This is a genomic window from Mucilaginibacter lappiensis, assembly GCF_050433765.1.
Taxonomy (GTDB): Bacteria; Bacteroidota; Bacteroidia; order Sphingobacteriales; family Sphingobacteriaceae; genus Mucilaginibacter; species Mucilaginibacter lappiensis_A.
The window spans coordinates 364,348-385,677 of the sequence record NZ_JBNPWP010000006.1; the positions used below are offsets into that span (position 1 = coordinate 364,348).

Consider the following 21,330-nt stretch of genomic DNA (forward strand, 5'->3'; position numbering starts at 1 on the left):
GTCTAACATTAGTTTCATTTTTCGATAAGATAAAACAGGCCTGGACCGGTTTATTTATTTAATTGGTTAAATCTTGTTTTTCCGAAGTAAAAGGCCAATTAATAAAAACAAATACACTCTAAAAGTCAACAAAAACACCACAGTTGGAATAGCAGTATATTTTAGTTAGCAATATTTTATTTGGTACCAGGTTTATTAATTGAGTAGTAAATTACAGAAGAAATAATTGAATGAAGGGGGGCTCAAAAGTTAGAAAATAGGGCGCTAAATGTTAAATTATCAGAAAAAACATGGGGTCTGTAAGGATTTTTGAGCGAAACCAATTTAATTGAGAAGCTATATTGTTAAAGTACTGGTTAAGCTGATGACAGCATTTATAAATGCTGATTCATTTTATAAGCCATTCTTAATCCAAGTTCCCATGTACCGGAGGTCCCAAAATGAATGATATCATTTGGATATGGGGTATTGGGATCGTTCGCGCGCAAACTCAGGTCATCTGTATCGACCACATATGCCTTTTTCGTAGATAGGCCAGTTTCGGCATCCTCATCGAGATCATGCTCTGCCTGTCTAACTTCCTCGATGCCTTTGCCGTGGTTGGGCGGAGGATAAACATAACCATAAACGAAAACCATATTGCGGGCACGCAGCTGTTTTCTGACCCTGCCGATGAAATGTTTTAGGTTTTGTCCGTAATTTTTACTGGCCGTTTCCCCTTTATCCGCATCTGACTCGCCCTGCTGCCAAAGCATCCCTTTAATGACAGGTTTGTAGCCCCTTTTACGCAAACTGTCCAGTCCCGCGTTTACTGTATGTATGAACGCTCTGTATTGAATGCCCTGGGCCAAAGTATCTTTGTTGTTTTTCGCTGGGTTCCAATCGCTGAATAAATTGGTACCGGAATGGGCGTGCTTGATAATTGCAATGCTGGTTGTAGGTCTTAATCGCTTTAAGGCTGTTCCGAAACTCAGCTCAGGTCCGAAGCGGTCGGGTGATTCCGATGCCTGGTGGAGCGGTTGCCAGGTATAAGGTGGGAGGCCGGAATTGAGATGCGGCAGCCCTGAATTGAAGAGAAGTGCCTGCTTATCAGCAATCACCGTATCAGACAGATTAGCCATATAGCCCTGGCCGGTGGCGTTTGATTGCCCACCAATCAGATAAACCTCGATTCTTTTTTGAGCAGAAACTTGATTGTAGGTTAGAATCAGAAAAAAGAAGGATAGTAGCCACTTCATAAAAGGACAATAAAGAGATGCCAGGTATGGGAATTGATCGGTGTCAGCTCTTGTCTGCCATACCCACCGGATTCTGAATTTTTCATCATGATCATGTTTTAATTCATCGCATCTTTAATTTAAGTGCAAAAGCGTATTTATCTATAACGCACATTACCGTAACAAGCCTTAGCCTTACCGAAAAAGCGGTTTATCAAAAGCTCCTAACAATTACAGAGTACCCCGCTACACCTCTATCATAGCTTTGATTACGCCATTTGCGGGATCGAGCCAGCTTTCAAACTCATCCGTTACCTTATCAAATTGTACGCGGTGAGTGATATAATTAGCCGGTTGCACCAAGCCTTTTTTCATGGATTCAATAACATGTTCAAAATCTTCGCGGGTAGCATTGCGGCTGCTCATTAGTGTTGCCTCACGCTTATGAAACTCCGGATGACTCAAACTGATATCTCCTTTCTGTAAACCCACCAGTACATATCTGGCTCCATGTGCCATGTACTGAAATGCGCTATTAATGGCTTTCAAGCTACCGGTGGCATCTATCACCACGCCGGGCATGTCGCCATGGGTTATTGTGATCAACCGCTCTAATACATCTTCGGTCGATACATTGATAAGATGATCAACCTTTAACCTGTCACTGCAAAAATCAAGTCGCGTAGCATTTAAATCCATTGCAATGACCTTTCCGCCTGCGATACGGGCAAATTCCATTATACCAAGGCCTATCGGCCCCGCGCCAATAACCAATACAAATTCACCAGGTTTTACATCCGCCCGCCTGATACTATGCGCGCCTATAGCCAGGGGCTCAACTAAAGCCAGCTCGTCATAGCTTAAACCATCACCATGTACAAGTGAATAGGTTGGTACGTTCAGGTATTCGGTCATTCCGCCATCTACATGAACGCCACAAACGTTAATTTTAGCACAGCAGTTGGGCTTTCCCGATCTGCAGGCAATGCAAATACCACAATTAAAGTAGGGGATGAAGGTAACGATCTCGCCTTTTTTAAAACCAGGTGCCCCGTTCGGCTCCACCAACTCCCCTGAAAGTTCATGTCCCAGGATGCGGGGATAATTGAAATAGGGCTGTGTGCCTTCAAAGGCATGCAAGTCCGTACCGCAAACACCTATTCTCCTGATCCTGATTTGGGCATGTCCCTCTTTTATTTCAGGTCTTTCCTTTTCTTTAAAAACCAATTTGCCCGGTTCTTCACAAACTATTGATTGCATATGATTTATGGTTAAAGCTGAAAAATCTGTTCCATAACCACCCATTTCTCTCCTTCTTTTGCCCAGGGCATGGGTTGTTGGAATTTCCACATTAATTGTTCCCATTCTTGTACTCTTGGATTAAGCGCATCCATCGCTTCTTTTTTTTGGGGCTCATAATGATCGCTTGTTTCCATGATCATAAACAAGCGGTTGCCTGTACGATAGATCTGCATATCTAAAATTGCTGCATCCAGTATGCTTTTGCGTATTTCCGGCCAGCTATTTTCAGTCTTATGCCAATGTTCATATTCTGCTATCAATTGCGGATCATCCTTTAAATCAAGGGCCAAACAGTATCTTTTCATAGTGATATTTAATTTTTTACAGATAGGCGGAAGCGTACGATTCGTCAACTAAACCGCATTGTTTCATTTCTATCCAAAATTGTGTTGGGATCTTTAAAGAGGCCAACGCAACATTTTGTGAGACCCTATCAGGATTGGTGGTATTCAGGGCAATGCTGTTAACGCCTGGCGCATTTAGTCCAAATGCCACACATGCATCCGCAGGCTTTATTTGATGATCTGAACACAGCTGATAAAACTGCTCCCGCCAATGATATAAACCCTTGTCTTTTATGGGGTCAGTCAGTCGATAATTGTAATAATCCGATCCGGTTAAAAAGCCGCCGTTAAAAACAGCAGAATTGATGATCTGGGTTCCCTGTTTTTCAAGCTCCTGCATAAATTCCACTAATTCGCGGGGATGGTTGTGAATCGTCATGCTGTTGGCTATCATTACCCAATCCAGCTTTACATCATGAGCTATTTTTTTGACGATCTGCCAATCCTTTGAACCCACACCGATGCCCTTTACCTTACCATCCTGCTTTAATTCCTTCAATGCGCGGTAGGCCTCTAATATATCCAGGTAACGTTGAGCTCGTTCCAGCTCATCTTTTGCTGCAGCAAGATATTCGTCAGGGTCATGTACAGATACCAGTTCCGCCCGGTAATCACCCAGCAGTTCATCCCCCTGTTCATAGCATTCCAGGATACCTTCATAACTTATCCGCTGAACGGCGTCATATTTCAGGTTGCGCCATACCCCGGGTTCGAAAGTTGGTTCAGCTGTTTTTAATTCGGTGCGCAGCCAACCCAGCTTATTACTGATCAATACATCTGAAGGATTGACATTCAATTGTTTTAGAGACTTTCCCAATGATTCCAGTGCGAGACCAGCTCCATATTTTCCAGCAGAATCAAATACAGCTGGCTTGGGAGAACACCTGACGCTTTCAGCAACAATAGCGCGTTTGGCCTCATCAGGAAGGGCTACATATAAATTCCCCAAACCACTGGTCCCAAAAATCACTTTGGGTAAATTGATTTCTTTCATAGTAAGAATTATTTTAAAGAATAGCTGAAACCGGCAAACTTTCCGGTTTTACCGTTACGCGATGGCCTTTAAAACCAAAAAATGCCACCACCACAAAACAGAGCAATGGTACCACATAGCCATATTGAATATGGCCGGTGGCATCGCTGATATAACCAAACACCCTTGGTAAAACAGCTCCGCCGACGATGGACATAATGATCAGGCTGCTGCCGAATTCTGTATCAGCTTTTAAATCTTTTATACCCAGCGCAAAAATAGTTGGGAACATGATAGACATAAAAAAGCAGATACCAATGACAGTGTAAACGGTTAGCATACCATGACCTAAAATGGCGACAACGCAAAGTAAGATATTGATGCCCGCATAGATTGCCAGTAAGCCCGTTGAACGATAATACCTCATCAGGAAAGTGCCGATAAACCTGCCGATCAAAAATGCAAACCCGCAGATACCTAAATAGTCGGCTGCTTTTACTTCGGTAACACCGGCAGATTTTGTGGCATACAGGATAAACAAACTGAATACACAAACCTGTGCGCCCACATAAAAAAACTGTGCAGCAACACCCCAGGCTAAATGACTGTGCTTTAAGGCATGAAAAATGTTTTTACTGGCTGCATGACCTTCGTGCTGCTGAATTTTGGGCAGGCGGGTAAATGCAAACAGGACAGCTATGAATACCAGTACGCTACCAAGTATAAAATAAGGCATTTTCACGGAAGAGGCTTCGGCGGCAAGGGCCAGTTTGCGGCCTTCCTCGGTCATTACGCTTAATTGTGCCGGCGTATAACCTTTGGTCAGTATAATACGTGCACCTATTACAGGAGCAAGGGTTGTAGCCAGCCCATTGAATGATTGCGCAAAATTAAGCCTTTGAGTAGAGGTTGCCGGATCGCCTAACGAGGAAGCATACGGATTGGCGGCTGTTTCTAAAATGGTTAATCCACAGGCAATAATAAACAAGGCCACCAGGAAAAACACGTACTGCTGCGTATTGGCTGCCGGTATAAACAGATAAGAACCGAACGCAAAAACAAGCAGGCCGGTTATAATACCTGTTTTATAACCATATTTTTTCATGATAAAACCTGCAGGTAAAGCCATCAGAAAATAGGCTATAAATACAGCAGAATCCACCAGGGTAGCCTCAACAGTGGTAAGTGTAAATGATTTTTTTAGGTGAGGTATCAATATGGGATCAAGATTGTGAGCAAACCCCCACAAAAAGAACAAACTGGTAATCAATATAAATGGAAAAAGACCTTTATTTTTTGTCATGACTGGATATTGTATTTTATATTTTCTTTTGCTGATGAAAATGCCATGCTTAATTAGTGGCAGTAATCTTCGCAACCCATCCACCCGCGGTGTCCAAACGGATATTGATAACGGAACTTGCAGAAACCGCTCTTTCAGCCCGGGTTAAACTTTGCGGCGAGGATAACACATCTGCCCAGGACGATAAGGTATATTTACCCGACGGTAAAAAATCCATTTTCAATTGCACCGTCCTTTCAGCGTCGTTGGTCATTGCGCCAACATACCAGTCCTTCCCACTTCTTTTGGCAATTATGATGTATTCACCCGGGTAGCCGCCCAGTACCCTGGTATTATCCCAAACAGTAGGCATGTTGTTCAAAAAATCAGCTCCCGGCTTACCTAAAATATGTTCCGGAGCATCGCAGTAAACCATAAACGGACTTTCGTAAACCACAAATTTAGCCAGTTCTGCACAGCGGCTGTTCATGACCTGGGTTGGATTGCCTTTTCTAAACTCCTCCTTTTTTACATTTAAAAATCCACCAGGAGTATAATCCATTTGTCCGGCCAGCATACGGGTGAATGGCAGGGTGGTATTGTGCCCGGCTGTTATCCTGGTTGAAAACTTGGAATATTCTTCGCCTAAAACCCCTTCCCGGGTAATCATATTAGGATAGGTACGTATAATGCCGTCAGGTTTAAAAGCGCCATGAAAATCAACCATCAAATGATATTTTGCGGCTGTTTTAACAATACGGCGATACCAGTTCACCATTTGCTGGTCGTCGCGCTCCATAAAATCAATTTTAATCCCCGCAATACCCCATTGCTCATAAATAGGAAATGCTTTTTCAAAATTATCATTCCGGTTAACATCAGAGCTATATAACCAAAGCCAGCAATTAACCTTTTTGGCTTTAGCATATGCTAAAATTTCGGGCATGTTCAATTGCGGAGCAGGTTTGGTAATATCAGCTTCCGGTTTGTTAAACGGCCCGTACCATTGCCAGTCAATAAGCATATAGGGCCAGTGTTGTGCCGATGCCAGGTCTATATGCTTTTTGATGGTTGGCATATCCATCTTTACTTCGCCACTCCACCAGTTATCCCAGGCGCTCATACCTGGTTTTATCCAGCTTGCATCTTTTAGCGCGCAGGGAGGGTTCAGGTTCTGTATCAGTTCCGATTCAATTAATTTACCAGGCGAACCGGCCAACATTACTACGCGCCAGGGGGTAAGCAGATTATTGGTGAAGCGCGCCTTAACACCACTCTCATTTTCGCTTGGCAAAGGCGATAGCTTGGTGATCAGATCGATTTTACCAGTGGCATTAGTATCTGTTTTTAGGGATCCTATATAGAATCCGGGATAGTTATCAATATTTGCTTCGGTAATAGCCGCGTAATGACGCTGATCTAATTCGATTAGTAGGGGTAAGCCGGCAATTGTTTTTGCCGTGATGTGGTTAAGGGTTCGCGGCCGGAACTCGGTTTCCTGCGAAGAGGTATAGCTGCCATAATCTGCTACCCAGGCCTTTGCGGTTGCCGGTAAATTAAAGCTGGTAAGCTCCCTGACAATCTGCCGGTCGCCAATTTTATCCGCTCCGAATAATTGGTAGCGGAAAGCGACGCCATCATCATAAGCCCTGAAAAATATATTCATTCGGCGCATCTGCCCGGATTTCTCTACCAGCGACAGCACCAATTCATTATAACAATCAGCTACCATCCGGTGCTTTGATTTCACTACCGGTACCCAGGTTTGGTTTATGGAGTGCTCCACATGTCCGGTTATGCTCATATCCGTGCCCATAGCAGGTTCATCTTTAAACTCGAAACCAAGTGATGAAGGATGGACTATTGTTAAGCCGTTACTTGTAACAGTGTATTGCAACCGGTTATTGTTGCTCACCTCCACAACAGTTTTTTTATCCGGCGAGACCAGCTTAAAAGTTTCCGCGAAAGAGGGTACTGCCAGTAAACTGACAGCACCTAAAATGTAATAAAGTTTCAGATTCATAACGGATTAAACAGCTCCTTCTATTTTTAAAACGAACGCATCCTTACCCGGAGCCTGTTCCGGCAATTTTACTTTGAGGCCTGCTTCAGTTTGTTCAAAGCTCAATTTATCGTTTCCAAGCAGGCTTACACTGCTCACGTTACCTATCTCATTACCTTTCGCTAACTTCTTAACAAGGGCTTCGTTCCCTGTGGGCCAACCCATCATAGTAGCGTAAAGGGTTTTACCTTTTACAGTAAACCGGATATCCTGGGCCCCGAATGGCTTTCCTTTGCCTTCGTTAAAGCCCTGCGCATTGATAGGTGCCGCCGAATCTGTTGCCGGGCCTTCGCCAAATAGCTTCCAGGGGCGGGTTCCATAAATTGCCTCGCTGTTAACCTGCATCCAGGTTCCTATGCCTTCAACTACCGCACGTTCTTCACTGTCAATCGTGCCATCGCCACGTACCGGAATATTTAACAGGAGATTGCCGTTTTTACTTACAATATCAACCAAAGTATGCACCACCGTTTTGGTGCTCTTGTAGCCTTTATTATCAAATATGCGGCGATCATAGTGCCAGGCGCCAATACAGGTATCCGTTTGCCATGGCAAGGGCTCAATTAAGTTGCTTTGTCCGCGCTCAATATCCCATATCATGCATTTACGTTGCTGTTCATTCAATACTTTACCAAACAGTGCCGCTTGTAGTTTACCATGCTTTTTAACACTGGTATTGTACATGTGCGCCGCTATTTTTAAGCCCACATCGCTTACCGGCCAAAGGGGTAAGGCGGTATCATCAAAATAAATCAGTTCGGGGCCGTACTTGTCAATCAATTCTATAGTTCGGTTCAAAAATTTATCGCAATAGGCTTTATTAGGTACGCTGGCCCCATTACCCCAATCCCAGAATTTGCCCGGATCGTTATCCCAGCTATACTTGCTCAAGGGATGGTTTTGTGCATATAATTCCTGCGGATCATAGCCATTCCACCATTTACCTGCGCCATCCGCTTTGGTAAGCTTACCATCATAAGGTATGCCCGCGTATGGTCCGGTTTTATCAGCGCGCTGTGCAACCTCGTACCAGGTCCATGGATGGGAGGCATGTACCGTTACACCAAAAGGCAGGTCCTGTTCTTTAGCAGCCTTGGCCCAGCCGCCAATCAGATCTTTTTTGGGGCCAAGCTTGGTAGAGTTCCAGCTCTGGTATTTACTATCATACAAATCAAAGTTATCATGATGGTTAGCCAGAGCCATAAAGTATTTGGCTCCTGCTTTTTTGTATAAAGCCACCAATTCACCTGGATCCCAGTTCTCGGCTTTCCATTCGTTAATCACATCTTTAAAACCAAATTTTGAAGGGTGTCCATATTTTTGAACGTGGTATTTATACTGGTCACTGCCTTCCTGGTACATACCACGGGCATACCAGTCGCCGCGTTCCGGCTGACATTGTGGCCCCCAGTGCGCCCACATGCCAAATTTAGCATCGCGAAACCAATCAGGTACCTGGTATTGAGCCAATGAATCCCATGTTGGCTGAAATGGGCCGGCGGCAATGCCTGGATTTGAACTGGCTTGCAACAAATTGTTACCGTAAAGTTTGGATAGGTATAAGGAAGATAATCCTGTGGCTAAACCTTTTATTAATGTTCTTCTTTTCATAATTGGGTTTGGTGATAAAAAATAACTATGCTGATCAGCTATACAAATGAATAGCCGGAGCTTTAAGTAAATTTCTATAGGTTATTATATCTATAATTGGTTGATCAGCAATTCGCTTTATTCTATCAATAATTGATAATCATCCAAATTTCTTTGAAATAATAGCTAAATAATTGACCTAATGGGACTTTTTTTTGTAAAAAACCGACTTTTTGCGTATAGGGAAATGCGAATCGGCGAAAAGAATCCAGGTTATTAAATTAAAATTTATATTTTGGTTTTGATTTTAACTGGTTTATTTAGTGCTGGTTAATGTTGAAATAAAACCAATAAATTGTCCAAGTTATTGCACGTTGATAGTTTATGGTTTGGTACTTATAAAAACATTGCCAATGGTTATTTCAGACTCTACTGATCTTTAATTTTAAAATACCAGTTATATTTCCTCTGCCATTACAATACCTCATTGACTAATGATTAAAACCAACCTGGTACATCTGTTTTTTATATTCGCTGGGTGACATGCCAGTCAGCTTTTTGAAGGTTTTGGAAAAATAAGAGAGGTTATCAAATCCGGTTTGAGTACAAATTTCCGAATAAGACATTCTACTTGTCGCCATCAGATACTGTGCACGCTCAACACGTTTTTCATTTATATAATTTAATGGCCTGGTTCCCGTATGCTGCTTAAACTGCCTTGAAAAGTAATCGACATTTTGATTTGCCCGTGAAGCGAGCAGGTGCACCGAAAGATCCAGGTGTAAATTAACAAGGATATAATTTAAGGTTTCTGCAATTTTTACCGGGATAAGTTTATGTTCCGGATGTTTGAACAATTGGGGGTTTAGGAATTTGGCGGTTAGCATCATCAGAATACCCTGGGTTTCCAGGTATGTTGAAGTGTTTTGCTGATTGTTAAGTTCCTGGTATTCTTTATAGTAAATGTCTTTTTCATACACCTTGGGGTTGTCGGACCGATTAATTCCTCTTCCCGGGTTAATTTCAAGAAGTCTGTTAAAAAGGTTAATATCCATTTCGGTAGCTTTTGTTTTCAATACAGCCCTGTTATTAGCAAAAAGGGAGCTTCCATCTGTCGAATCCTCAAAAAACTGAACAAAATACTGGCCCAAATAATTACTGCAGTTTAAATTACATAGGGTGAAGCTCGGAATGATGTACAAATAGCCTGGTTCAAGCTTTAACAAACTGGCTGCATCTGATATCTCACCTTCTCCATCATCTATATAATAAATACGGTAATAAGGGCTGATCACATTCCTGTAATTCCATTTAGAGTTAAGCCTTACATAGTCAACGTTAAGGAGCGAAAAAGTATGTTTTAAATTTCTTTTAATCATCTGAATTGCAAATATGCAAATTGCTTTGGCATACCAGGGTGTATATGAATGATTTAAATACAGCAAAGTCGGTTTTTTACAAAAAAAAGTCCATTTCAAACAAATTTTGAGATGTTGGTTTACTGTAGGTTTGAATTAACCAATATAAAGGAACAATACCTCAAAACAGCTACATTAGTATCAGCGCATTAGCGGGCTTTACCGATGGTGAAAGCTATCAGCGGCATAGATGTTTATGCTTAAAGTCAAAGATGTTACCAGATAGCCAGCAAATCGATTTTTGCCGGTTTGGAAAATAATTACTGGCGACTGTATAAAGCAGAATTGAAACCCAATAAGGAGTAAATAAACAACAAGTTAAACCTATGATGATGAGAAAAAAGATATAAGCACCTGTTTAAAAAGTGGGGTAGATGCTCAACGCGCTTAACCTTCAGGGAATAGCTGCCAGGCTCATTCCAATTATTAAACTACAATTGATTTTGTTAAGGAGTATGATCGATTACAGTATTGTTGTTTTTTATGTTTTACCATCCACATAATTTCAGTGTTTTTGGATTTATATATTCAAAATTCGATATTTACGAAAGCCATCCCGGAAACATAGCCTAATCTATTGATGGAATTTTATAAATACCCCGACCCTTTAAGCTATGAGATATAAATTATCGCTAAGCGCTCTTATCTTATTGTTGATGCTTCGTGTTGCTTTTGCGCAAAGCGGCAAATACCAATTTTCGCAACTAAATAGAGGCAATGGTTTGTCTCACAATCAGGTTAACTGTGTCTTTAAAGATTCTGAAGGTTTTATGTGGTTTGGCACTGCAGCGGGTCTTAATCGTTACGATGGTTACACTTTTAAAATATTCAAACATGATGCTTATAATAAAAAGTCTCTTAACGATGATTTTATAACCGGTATTTTTGAAGGACCTGGCAAAAAATTATGGGTGTCAACGAGGAGCGGATATTGTTTTTATGATCCTGAAACGGAGCAGTTTGATAGTGATATATCACTAATGACCGGCTCTTTAAAACTTCCCGGGTATCCTTTTGTCTCTAAAATAATCCGTAGTGGCAAAGGTGAGTTTTGGTTTGTTTGCCCCGATTCCGGTCTTTACAGGTATAATGAATTAAACAAAACAACCAGGCGGTACTATCATCATCGCTCCGGTGCGTTATTACATTCAAATCTTATTGCAGATATTGCAAGGGATGCAACTGGTAATATATGGCTGGCATATCGCGACGGTGTGGTTGAGCGATTAGACATCAACCAGAATAGAATTGCTTATCGCACCGACGTTTTTAGTAAAGCTGCCAGTAATAAGGAAGGGAATTATTCAATTACTGTAGACAGGGATAATGATTTATGGTTATATTCTTCTAATTTTAATTCAGGCGCATATTATTATAATCCTTCCTCCGGAGTATTGCGGCATATTACTGACGAATCAGCCGGGGCAAAATTAAAGTCAAACATCATCACTAATATTGTACAGGCCGATGATGGCCTGATATGGATAGCCACCGATCACGGCGGTATAAACGTGTTAAACAAAAAAAGTTTCACGGTCACCTATTTATTGAACCGGGAGGATGATGCGAAGTCGCTAAGTCAAAACAGCGTGATCCTTTATAAAGATGATTCGGGTATTATGTGGGCCGGCACATTTAAAGAGGGGGTAAGTTATTATCATAAAAATATTATCCGGTTTCCACTCTACAAGCATTTCGCCTCCGATCCGGGAAGTTTAAGTTTTGAAGATGTTAACAAGTTTGTTGAAGATAAAAACGGCAACCTGTGGATAGGTACAAACGGAGGAGGGCTGATCTACTTTAACCGTAAAACCGGCAGTTTTAAACAATACAAGTATGAGCCAGGGAATCCAAATAGCCTCAGTAATGATATTGTTGTCAGTTTATGTATCGACCATGATCAGAAATTATGGATAGGAACCTATTTCGGCGGGCTCGATTGTTTTGATGGGGAAAATTTTATTCATTATAAACATGATGATAAGGTAGCCGGCAGTATCGCTGATAACCGGGTATGGAGTATTCTTGAAGATTCTTCGAACAGGTTATGGATAGGAACATTTGCCGGGGGGCTTCAAATATTTGACAGGGACAAAAAGATATTTTCTTCTCCTCTTAAGCAAACGGATATCAGGTCGCCTTACATAGCCACACTCTTTGAGGACAGGAAGGGTAATATCTGGGTAGGGGGATACTTTGGCGTTGATGTAATCTTGAAAAATAAGGACAGGGTTATTCATTACAGTGCTGATAAGAAAGGTACAAACAGTTTGATCAGCAATGGCATAAATTGTATCATACAGGACAGCCGGGGCCTCATCTGGATATCAACGCGCGAAGGGGTAAGCATTGTTAACCCCGAAACTGGGTTTATCAGATCGTTAACAGCGCAAAACGGATTGCCGGACAACACCATAATGGATATCCTGGAGGATAACCGGGGGATAATATGGTTAAGTACAGCCAACGGGTTGAGCAGGATAACCTATATCCAAAAGCAAGCGCCTTACACTTTCAGATTTGAAAACTTTGATGAAACGGATGGCCTGCAAGGCAGGGAGTTTAACACACGCGCTGCCCTCAAAACCAGTAAGGGCGAATTGATATTTGGAGGAGGACATGGTTTTAATATTTTCGATCCGTTAACCATACATGCCAATACATATAAGCCGAAATTGATTTTTACGGATTTTCAGCTGTTTAACAAAAGCATCAAGGCTAATGAGGAAGTTAAGGGACATGTTGTTTTGTCAAAGGCTATTTCGGCAACCCGTGAGCTGACACTGACACACAGTGAAAATGTATTTACCATTGAATTTGCCGCGCTAAACTTTTTCAATCCAAATAAAGTAAAGCATCAGTACATGATGGAGGGTTTTGATAAGGATTGGATTGATGCAGATAATACCATACGAAAAGCTACATACACAAATCTTGATGGCGGCGACTACATTTTTAAGGTACGCGCGATTAGTCAGGAGGGAAGATGGGAGCCCGATTATATGACATTAAAAATTAAGGTGTTACCTCCGTTTTGGAAGTCGACAATGGCCTATTTTATTTATATAATACTTTTATTTGGAATCCTGTTTTTTATACGTCGGCGCGGAATCCAAAAAATAAGAAGGCAGTTTGAAGTTGAAAAAGAGAAGCAGGAGGCAAAATTACTGATTGAGCATGAACGCCACGAGGCCAGGCGTATGCATGAACTTGACATGATGAAAATCAAGTTCTTTACCAATGTAAGCCATGAATTCAGAACCCCCTTATCATTGATCATGGCTCCGGTTGATAAGATCTTAAAGCACACCGAAGCAGAGGAACAAAGGCACCAGTTACAATTGATCAACCGTAATGCCAAACGGTTACTAAATATGGTAAACCAGTTGCTTGATTTCAGAAAAATGGAAGTGCAGGAACTCAGGCTGCATGCACGGAACGGGGATATTATAGGTTTTATTAAGGAAATGGTTTATTCCTTCTCAGATGTTGCCGAGAAAAAGCACATCCGGCTGGTATTCGATTCGGAAATTCAAAGCCTGGTTATGAACTTTGACCACGATAAAATAGAACGTATCGTCTTCAATCTGCTTTCCAATGCATTTAAGTTTACACCTGACGAAGGACATGTCAGTGTTATATTAGCTATAACTGAAAAAGCATCTGAAAAACGGTTGCTGGAGATAAAGGTTATTGATACAGGCATTGGAATCCCGTTTGATAAGCAGGACAAAATTTTTGAACGCTTTTTTCAGAACGAAGTACCCGGCTCTATGGTTAACCAGGGCAGTGGTATAGGTTTATCAATAACAAAGGAATTTGTAAAGCTGCATAATGGTGAAATATCAGTAGAGAGCGAAGCGGGAAGGGGCAGTTGTTTTACCATATTGCTTCCTGTTGATTTAACAGCTGAGGAACAAGTGCCGGCTAACAAACCCAATATGCTCGAGCCGGCGATAACCGATGGTCAGGCCTTGCTACAGGCGGGATGCGGTAATACAGTCAAAAAGCTTACTGTTTTACTGGTTGAAGATAACGAAGATTTTCGCTTTTATTTAAAGGACAATTTAAATGATACTTTTAATGTCATTGAGGCCGCTAATGGCAAAGAGGGTTGGCAAAAGGCCCTGGCCCTGCATCCTAACCTGGTAGTCAGCGATATCAGTATGCCCGAGATGAATGGCATCGATCTATGCCGGAAAATACGTAATGATAAACGGACATCGCATATACCGGTTGTATTACTTACCGCTGTTACAGGGGAAGAGCAGCAATTGCAGGGGCTTGAAACCGGTGCCAACGACTACCTAACCAAGCCTTTCAATTTCGAGATACTGATATCCAAATTGAAGAACATACTGGCTATGCAGGAAGACATGCGCAAAACCTATCAAAAGCAGCTTGATGTCAAGCCAACAGATGTGGTTGCCGAATCATTTGATGAAGTTTTTATTAAAAAAGCATTGCTCCTTGTTGAAAAAAATATTGATAATGCCGATTTCTCTGTTGAAGAGCTAAGCAGTGAATTATGCGTGAGCCGAGTTACTTTGTATAAAAGAGCATTGGCTTTAACCGGGAAGTCACCTGTTGAACTCATTAGATCCATTCGTTTAAAACGTGCTGCGCAATTGTTAGAAAGCGGACACTTAACCATATCCCAGATATCATATAAAGTCGGATTTAAAAGTCAGAAGTATTTTGTGCGTTCCTTTAAGGCTGAATTTAATTGTCTCCCATCAGCCTATGTCAACAGAAAAAACGAACAACCTGAATAAACATTTAAATACAGTATCCATCGGATATTCCAGCTCTTCTCAGGCCCATTTTGTTAAACTTTTTCGCTTTATTTTCAGTCCCACGGTGTAAAAGTGCGCCTGTATTGGATTTAAGTTTCTGTATAACAGGCACTTGGCTGTGATTAACATTTGTGCCCCTATTTATAAACAATCGATTGCGAACATGCCCGTAACTTCATCCCATTGAAAGACGAACTGTGAAATTTCTAATGCTTCTATTGGTATTGAAACCATAGCTCGTATACGATAACCAATTTTAATATTATAACCTATTTAATTAGACTATGCCAAAACGTGTACTCCTTAGTGCCTGTACTTTTTTTTTAGCTTTTATTTTTACTCATGTATATGCGCAAAACGTTTATAAAAAAGTAAATGATGGGCTTATTATTAATCTGCCTGAAACATTAACCCAGAATGCTCGGCTGCTTCGACTGCAGGTGATCTCTGATAAAATTATCCGGGTAACAGCTACTCCCGAGAATGCATTCTCCATCGCGAAAAGCCTGATGGCTACAGCGCAGATAAATCCATCTATTACCTGGAGCGTGGCTCAAAGAGATGACCAGGTGATGTTAACGACTACATCTGTAACTGCTCGTGTATCGTTAACACAGGGTACTGTAAGTTTTACTGATAAAGCAGGTAATATTATTTTAAGTGAAAAACCAGGCCGTACGTTTATTCCTGTATCAAATAATGGAGAAGGTTCCTATCATATTATACAAACTTTTAATAGCCCCACTGATGAAGCCATTTATGGTTTAGGTCAACACCAGAATGGGATAGTAAACTTTAAAAATCAGCACCTGGAGTTGCTACAGAACAATACCGAGGTAGCGGTGCCATTCCTGGTGTCCAGTAAGAATTACGGTATTCTTTGGGACAATTACTCCCTTACTAAATTTGGTGATACTCGCGATTACCAACCTGTTTCGGGGCTGAAATTATTTGCCGCAGATGGTAGTGAAGGCTGGTTAACGGCTACCTATGCAAAAAAATCAGACTCGACCGATGTTTTTGTACAGCGCCCGGAATCTGATATTGATTATTCTTTTTTGGAGGACATGAAGAATTTCCCCCAGGGTTACAAGTTGGGAGAGGGAAAAGTAAGCTGGATAGGCTCCATAGCATCAACTTACACCGGCAGTCATCAGTTTTGGCTTAAGTATGCAGGTTATGTAAAAATATGGATCAACGGTAAATTGCTTGCCGACCGCTGGAGACAGGGCTGGAATCCGGGGACTGCTGTATTGGATATAGACCTGATCAAAAACAAAAAATATTCCATTAAAATAGAGTGGCTACCCGATGCCGATGAATCGTTCATCGCGTTGAAGTGGTTGAGCCCTTTAAATCAGGAACAAAAAGAAAAATATGCTTTCGACTCCGAATCAGGTAATCAGCTTGACTATTATTTTGTATATGGCAAAAATGCTGATGAGGTTATCAGCGGGTACCGCAATATTACGGGTAAAGCGGTAATTATGCCGCAATGGGCCATGGGCTTCTGGCAAAGCCGTGAGCGCTATAAAACACAGGATGAAATTCTGAATACGGTAAAGGAATTTCGTTCCAGGAAAATCCCCCTTGACAATATTGTGGAAGACTGGTCATACTGGAAAGAAAACCAATGGGGAAGCCAGGAGTTTGATGAAAGCCGCTTCCCGGATCCGGCTGGGATGATCAGCGCTTTGCATGATCAGTATCATACTCATTTCATGATATCGGTATGGGCCAAGTTCTACGAAGGTATTGAGAACTATCAATATTTTGATAAAAACGGTTGGTTGTACAAACGCAATATAGCAAAGCGTCAGCGCGACTGGATCGGCAAGGGGTATTTCTCTACTTTTTATGATGCCTATAATCCGCAAGCCAGGAACGCGTTCTGGGGCCTGATGAATAAGAATTTATATACCAAAGGGGTGGATGCCTGGTGGATGGATGCTTCCGAGCCTGATATTACGTCAAACCTGAATGTTCAGAGCCGTAAAGACCTGATGAACCCTACCTACCTTGGGTCGTCCACACAATATTTTAATGCTTTCCCGCTGCAAAATGCTAAGGGTATTTATGAGGGGCAACGTGTCACCAATCCCAATACGCGTGTATTCCTGTTAACCCGATCGGCTTATGCAGGCTTGCAGCGCTACGCTGCAGCTACCTGGAGTGGCGACATTGCTGCCCGTTGGGATGATATGAAAAACGAGATCCCGGCGGGAATCAATTTTGCGTTGTCGGGTATACCCTATTGGACTATGGACATTGGTGGCTTTGCAGTAGAGCACCGCTACGAGAAACCAAACGAAAAAGATCTTGCCGAATGGCGCGAGCAGATAACACGCTGGTACCAGTTTGGTGCTTTCGTGCCACTATTTCGTGTACACGGGCAGTTTCCGTACCGTGAGATCTATAACGTGGCTCCGGAAAACCATCCCGCTTACCAAAGCATGCTTTATTATGATAAGCTGCGCTATCGTTTAATGCCTTATATCTACAGTCTGGCAGGTATGGCCTATCACCATGACTATACCCTGATGCGTGGCCTAACAATGGATTACAGGAAAGATGAAAAGGTGAAAAACATCACTGATGAATATCTTTTTGGCCCGGCTTTACTCATTAACCCGGTTTATAACTATGGTGCCACCAGCCGGAACGTTTACCTGCCCCAGGGTAATGGCTGGTATGATCTGTATAGCGGTAAATACGCAGCAGGGGGTCAAACCATAACCGCTGCCGCACCTTATGACCGCATCCCGGTATATGTAAAAGAAGGTTCGATTATTCCTTTCGGCCCTGAGATACAATATACCGGTGAAAAGCCAGCCGATCCGATCACCTTATATGTATACACAGGTAAGGATGCAGAATTTACTCTTTACGAAGACGAAGGAACTAATTACAACTATGAAAAAGGCGCTTTCAGCACCATTCAAATAAACTACAATGAGGCCAATAAAACCCTGTCCATTGATGACCGGAAAGGCCGTTTTGCAGGCATGATTAGCAGCCGAAAGTTTAATGTGGTATGGGTTAACATGAATAATCCCGTCCCGCTGAATTTTGAATCGAACAGTAACCAGCAGATAAATTATGAAGGAAAAAAAGTAACACTAAAATTCTAACCACAATTCAATTAAGAAATCAATTACCAATTATGAACCCCTATTAACATGAAAAAAAATTTACGAAGAAAATTAACGCGTTATGCATTGCTGTTATTGGCGATGCTGTGGCAAAGCTTCCCCGGTTATGCCCAAACCATAAAAATTACGGGTAAAATTACCAGTGCGGATAATGCCCAGGCTATAACTGGTGTAACCGTTAAAGTAAAGGACTCACCAACAGGTACGCTGTCCGGTGCAGATGGCAGTTACGCGATCAATGCAAAAAATGGAGATGTGCTGATTTTTAGTTTTATTAGCTATAACTCTCAGCAAATATATGTAGGCTCATCTACAGTTATTAACGTAGCGCTCAAGCCCTCAACCAACGATTTGAGTGAGGTTGTGGTAATTGGCTACGGTACAAGGAAGCGACCCGATCTTACCGGTGCAATATCATCGGTTACAGGTGCAGATCTGTTAAAGACACAGCCTGCGACATTTGACCAGGCCCTGCAGGGAAGGGTAGCGGGTGTAGTTGTGCAGCAAGTATCTGGCCAGCCCGGTGGTGATGTGAATGTCCAGATCCGTGGTTTGGGCGGCTTTACAGGTGCACCCCCTTTATATGTTATTGATGGCGTGCAGATACCTCCAAACGGACAGTCGGCTATTCCAGGCAATGGTACCAATCCATTATCCAGCATCAATCCATCAGATATAGCTTCGATAGACGTGTTGAAAGATGCTTCCGCCACAGCTATTTATGGCTCCCAGGCATCTAATGGTGTAATTATCATCACCACGAAAAAGGGAAGTGCCGGACCTCCGCTCATCAGCTATGATGGCTACCGGGGCTGGCAAAAGTTGCCCAAATATTATGATGTAATGGATTTGCGTGAGTACGCTACTTTCATGAACGAAAAAGGCACTATCATCGGTTATGATATGCGGCCGCAGTTTGCCAATCCGCAATACCTGGGACTGGGTACCAACTGGCAAAAAGCTTTGTTCCGTACAGCCCCTATGCAAAACCATAATTTAGCCATTAGCGGTGGTGATGCCAGGACCAAGTATTATATATCAGGTACATATTTCTCGCAACAAGGGATCGCTTTAGGATCAGATTTTAAAAGGACTTCGGTAAAAGCAAATGTTGATAATAAAACTACTGACTGGTTAAAGGTTGGCATAAACCTGAATATGGCGCATGTAGCCGAAAATGTTGCCACTTCCAATACAGGCGTGATCTTGCAGGCACTTAATCAAACGCCCGATGTAGCTGTGGTAAACCCCGACGGTACCTGGGGTGGCAATGACCCGAACATTTATGGTGCTACAGGGACCAACCCATTCGCAATAGCCACTATTGTGAAAGATTTTAAAAGCCGTTACCAGCTATTTAGTAATGCTTATGCCGAAATTCAATTTACCCGGGATTTAACCCTGCGCAATGAAGTAGCCGGAAATTTTGACTTTGCCAATGAGGATTATTTTAATCCGAGCTATGTTATGGGCGCTTATACCAAGAACAACAATAGCGGCACGGCTACAAACGCGCAAAATTTCTATAATTCAATCACTAATTATTTAACCTATCAACATACGTTTGCCAAAAAATACTGGGTAAACGTAGTGGCAGGCCACGAGGCCCAATTGCTTAAAAGTAGCGGTGTTTCGGCTACCCGCACCAATTTTGCGAGTAACAATGTACAAACGATCAGCAGCGGCGACGCTACAACCGCAACCAATACCGGTGTTAAAGGGCAGGGTGCTTTAGAAGCTTACTTCGGCAGGGCAAACTTTACCTATGATGACCGTTATTTGTTAACGGCTACCGTACGGCACGACGGCTCATCAAAATTTGCCGAAGCATATCGCTGGAATACTACCTACTCCGGCGCCCTGGCATGGAAGATAAAGCACGAAAGCTTCCTTAAAAATGTAAAAGCTATAGATGATCTTAAGCTCAGGCTTGGTTACGGGCTTGTAAACAACCAAAACATTGCAGAGTATGCTTATGGTTCTACTTTAAGTACAATACCTACCGGCTTGTCGGGTAACTCGCAGATAACTACCACTACGGGAAACCCGAACATCAAGTGGGAAACTACAAAATCATACAATGTTGGCCTCGATGCAGCTGTTTTCAACGGAAGGATCAGTTTTTCGGCCGATGTCTATTACCGCAAAACAAATAATCTGTTGCTAAGCCTTACCATGCCTTATTACTCGGGCACATTTGCTTCCGGCGGGTATTCACCTGGTGCTGTGCAGGCCCCATATGTAAATATAGGTGCGGTGGCCAACAAGGGTTTCGAATTTACATTGTCTACCCAAAACATCAAATCGAAAGATTTTAACTGGAACAGCAACGTTACATTCACCAGGAATATCAACAAGGTACTCAATTTAGTTGACGGTACTCCGGCAATTTACGGCCCTGTAACCAAAACTGTTGTGGGCCGTTCTATCGGCGAATTTTACGGGTATCAGGTATTGGGTATTTACAAAAATGCCGCCGATTTTGCGAAATACCCCGCGCTACCTCAAAACGGAAGCGGCGCGATACCTATAACACCTGGCACCGGCGGTGTTTGGGTAGGTGATGTTATTTTTAAAGACATTAACGGCGATGGTAAAATTGACGCCAACGATCAAACCTTTTTGGGTTCACCTTTACCTAAATTTCAGTATGGGATCAACAATAGCTTCAACTATAAAAATTTCGACCTGAATATTTTTATGACTGGCAATTATGGTAATAAAATTTATAACCAGTTAAAGGTAAACGGCGATAACCCTAATCAAAATTTTGGCTATTTCCCATCTGTATTCAACTATGCCAAAATCGGGTTGATAGATCCGACCGGGTCTACGTCTGATATCAACAATGTATACATTACAAACCCATCAACCAATATTACCCGGATAAGCCAGAGCAGTGGTAATGATAATCAGCGTTTTTCTGACAAATACATCGAAAACGGTTCTTTTTTAAAGTGTAAGAGCATTGCTTTAGGATATAGTTTTTCAAACAGCTTTTTAAACAGGATCAAATTACGGTCATTAAAGGTGTATGTTAACGTCACCAATGTTTTCACCATTACCAAATATACCGGCTATGACCCGGAAATAGGTTCCTGGAACCCGTTAGCTGCAGGTGTTGATAACGGATATTACGCACAGCCACGGGTTTACACAGTTGGTCTTAACGTATCCCTAAATAATTAAAATCA

The 21,330-nt window shown here is 42.1% G+C and carries 11 protein-coding genes; 3 read left to right on the top strand and 8 right to left on the bottom strand.

The window, feature by feature from the left end; genetic code table 11:
* Positions 1 to 374: 374 nt before the first annotated feature.
* From M2273_RS19865 to M2273_RS19900, 8 genes are all read right to left on the bottom strand, one after another.
* Positions 375 to 1,238 carry a sialate O-acetylesterase gene (locus M2273_RS19865; protein WP_429399509.1) on the bottom strand — a complete coding sequence of 288 codons (864 nt, stop codon included), beginning with the start codon at positions 1,236 to 1,238 and terminating at the stop codon, positions 375 to 377.
* Positions 1,239 to 1,463: 225 nt separating this feature from the next.
* Positions 1,464 to 2,582: a zinc-binding alcohol dehydrogenase family protein gene (locus M2273_RS19870; protein WP_429399510.1), complete on the bottom strand. Its 1,119-nt coding sequence runs from the start codon at positions 2,580 to 2,582 to the stop codon at positions 1,464 to 1,466.
* Positions 2,489 to 2,824: an L-rhamnose mutarotase gene (locus M2273_RS19875; RefSeq protein ID WP_429399511.1), complete on the bottom strand. Its 336-nt coding sequence runs from the start codon at positions 2,822 to 2,824 to the stop codon at positions 2,489 to 2,491. The genes M2273_RS19870 and M2273_RS19875 overlap by 94 nt, the downstream gene beginning before the upstream one ends.
* Before the next feature lie 16 nt (positions 2,825 to 2,840).
* A complete protein-coding gene (locus M2273_RS19880; protein WP_429399512.1) occupies positions 2,841 to 3,857 on the bottom strand; it encodes an aldo/keto reductase in 1,017 nt (338 codons plus the stop codon).
* Positions 3,858 to 3,870: 13 nt separating this feature from the next.
* Complete coding sequence (gene fucP / locus M2273_RS19885) at positions 3,871 to 5,139, bottom strand: L-fucose:H+ symporter permease (protein ID WP_429399513.1); 1,269 nt, start codon at positions 5,137 to 5,139, stop codon at positions 3,871 to 3,873.
* A gap of 49 nt (positions 5,140 to 5,188) precedes the next feature.
* A complete protein-coding gene (locus M2273_RS19890) occupies positions 5,189 to 7,141 on the bottom strand; it encodes a glycoside hydrolase family 97 protein (protein ID WP_429399514.1) in 1,953 nt (650 codons plus the stop codon).
* Positions 7,142 to 7,147: 6 nt separating this feature from the next.
* A complete protein-coding gene (locus M2273_RS19895) occupies positions 7,148 to 8,791 on the bottom strand; it encodes an alpha-L-fucosidase (protein WP_429399515.1) in 1,644 nt (547 codons plus the stop codon).
* 470 nt (positions 8,792 to 9,261) lie between these two features.
* Complete coding sequence (locus M2273_RS19900; RefSeq protein ID WP_429399516.1) at positions 9,262 to 10,149, bottom strand: helix-turn-helix domain-containing protein; 888 nt, start codon at positions 10,147 to 10,149, stop codon at positions 9,262 to 9,264.
* A 653-nt stretch (positions 10,150 to 10,802) separates the two neighbouring features.
* Here M2273_RS19900 and M2273_RS19905 point away from each other — a divergent pair.
* The 3 genes from M2273_RS19905 to M2273_RS19915 all read left to right on the top strand — a co-directional run bounded on the left by M2273_RS19905 (position 10,803) and on the right by M2273_RS19915 (position 21,325).
* Entirely contained in the window at positions 10,803 to 14,963 is a 4,161-nt protein-coding gene (locus M2273_RS19905; RefSeq protein WP_429399517.1) for a hybrid sensor histidine kinase/response regulator transcription factor, read from the top strand.
* 305 nt (positions 14,964 to 15,268) lie between these two features.
* Positions 15,269 to 18,115: a TIM-barrel domain-containing protein gene (locus M2273_RS19910; protein ID WP_429399518.1), complete on the top strand. Its 2,847-nt coding sequence runs from the start codon at positions 15,269 to 15,271 to the stop codon at positions 18,113 to 18,115.
* A gap of 48 nt (positions 18,116 to 18,163) precedes the next feature.
* The gene (locus M2273_RS19915; protein ID WP_429399519.1) at positions 18,164 to 21,325 is read left to right on the top strand and encodes a SusC/RagA family TonB-linked outer membrane protein; all 3,162 of its coding nucleotides are present in this window, start codon (positions 18,164 to 18,166) and stop codon (positions 21,323 to 21,325) included.
* The last annotated feature ends 5 nt before the right edge of the window (positions 21,326 to 21,330 follow it).

Excerpts from the sequence above, each read along its gene's own strand:
- M2273_RS19865 (WP_429399509.1), bottom strand. The coding sequence starts at position 1,238 with ATGAAGTGGCTACTATCCTTCTTTTTTCTGATTCTAACCTACAATCAA.
- M2273_RS19870 (WP_429399510.1), bottom strand. The coding sequence starts at position 2,582 with ATGGGAACAATTAATGTGGAAATTCCAACAACCCATGCCCTGGGCAAA.
- M2273_RS19875 (WP_429399511.1), bottom strand. The coding sequence starts at position 2,824 with ATGAAAAGATACTGTTTGGCCCTTGATTTAAAGGATGATCCGCAATTG.
- M2273_RS19880 (WP_429399512.1), bottom strand. The coding sequence starts at position 3,857 with ATGAAAGAAATCAATTTACCCAAAGTGATTTTTGGGACCAGTGGTTTG.
- fucP (WP_429399513.1), bottom strand. The coding sequence starts at position 5,139 with ATGACAAAAAATAAAGGTCTTTTTCCATTTATATTGATTACCAGTTTG.
- M2273_RS19890 (WP_429399514.1), bottom strand. The coding sequence starts at position 7,141 with ATGAATCTGAAACTTTATTACATTTTAGGTGCTGTCAGTTTACTGGCA.
- M2273_RS19895 (WP_429399515.1), bottom strand. The coding sequence starts at position 8,791 with ATGAAAAGAAGAACATTAATAAAAGGTTTAGCCACAGGATTATCTTCC.
- M2273_RS19900 (WP_429399516.1), bottom strand. The coding sequence starts at position 10,149 with ATGATTAAAAGAAATTTAAAACATACTTTTTCGCTCCTTAACGTTGAC.
- M2273_RS19905 (WP_429399517.1), top strand. The coding sequence starts at position 10,803 with ATGAGATATAAATTATCGCTAAGCGCTCTTATCTTATTGTTGATGCTT.
- M2273_RS19910 (WP_429399518.1), top strand. The coding sequence starts at position 15,269 with ATGCCAAAACGTGTACTCCTTAGTGCCTGTACTTTTTTTTTAGCTTTT.
- M2273_RS19915 (WP_429399519.1), top strand. The coding sequence starts at position 18,164 with ATGAAAAAAAATTTACGAAGAAAATTAACGCGTTATGCATTGCTGTTA.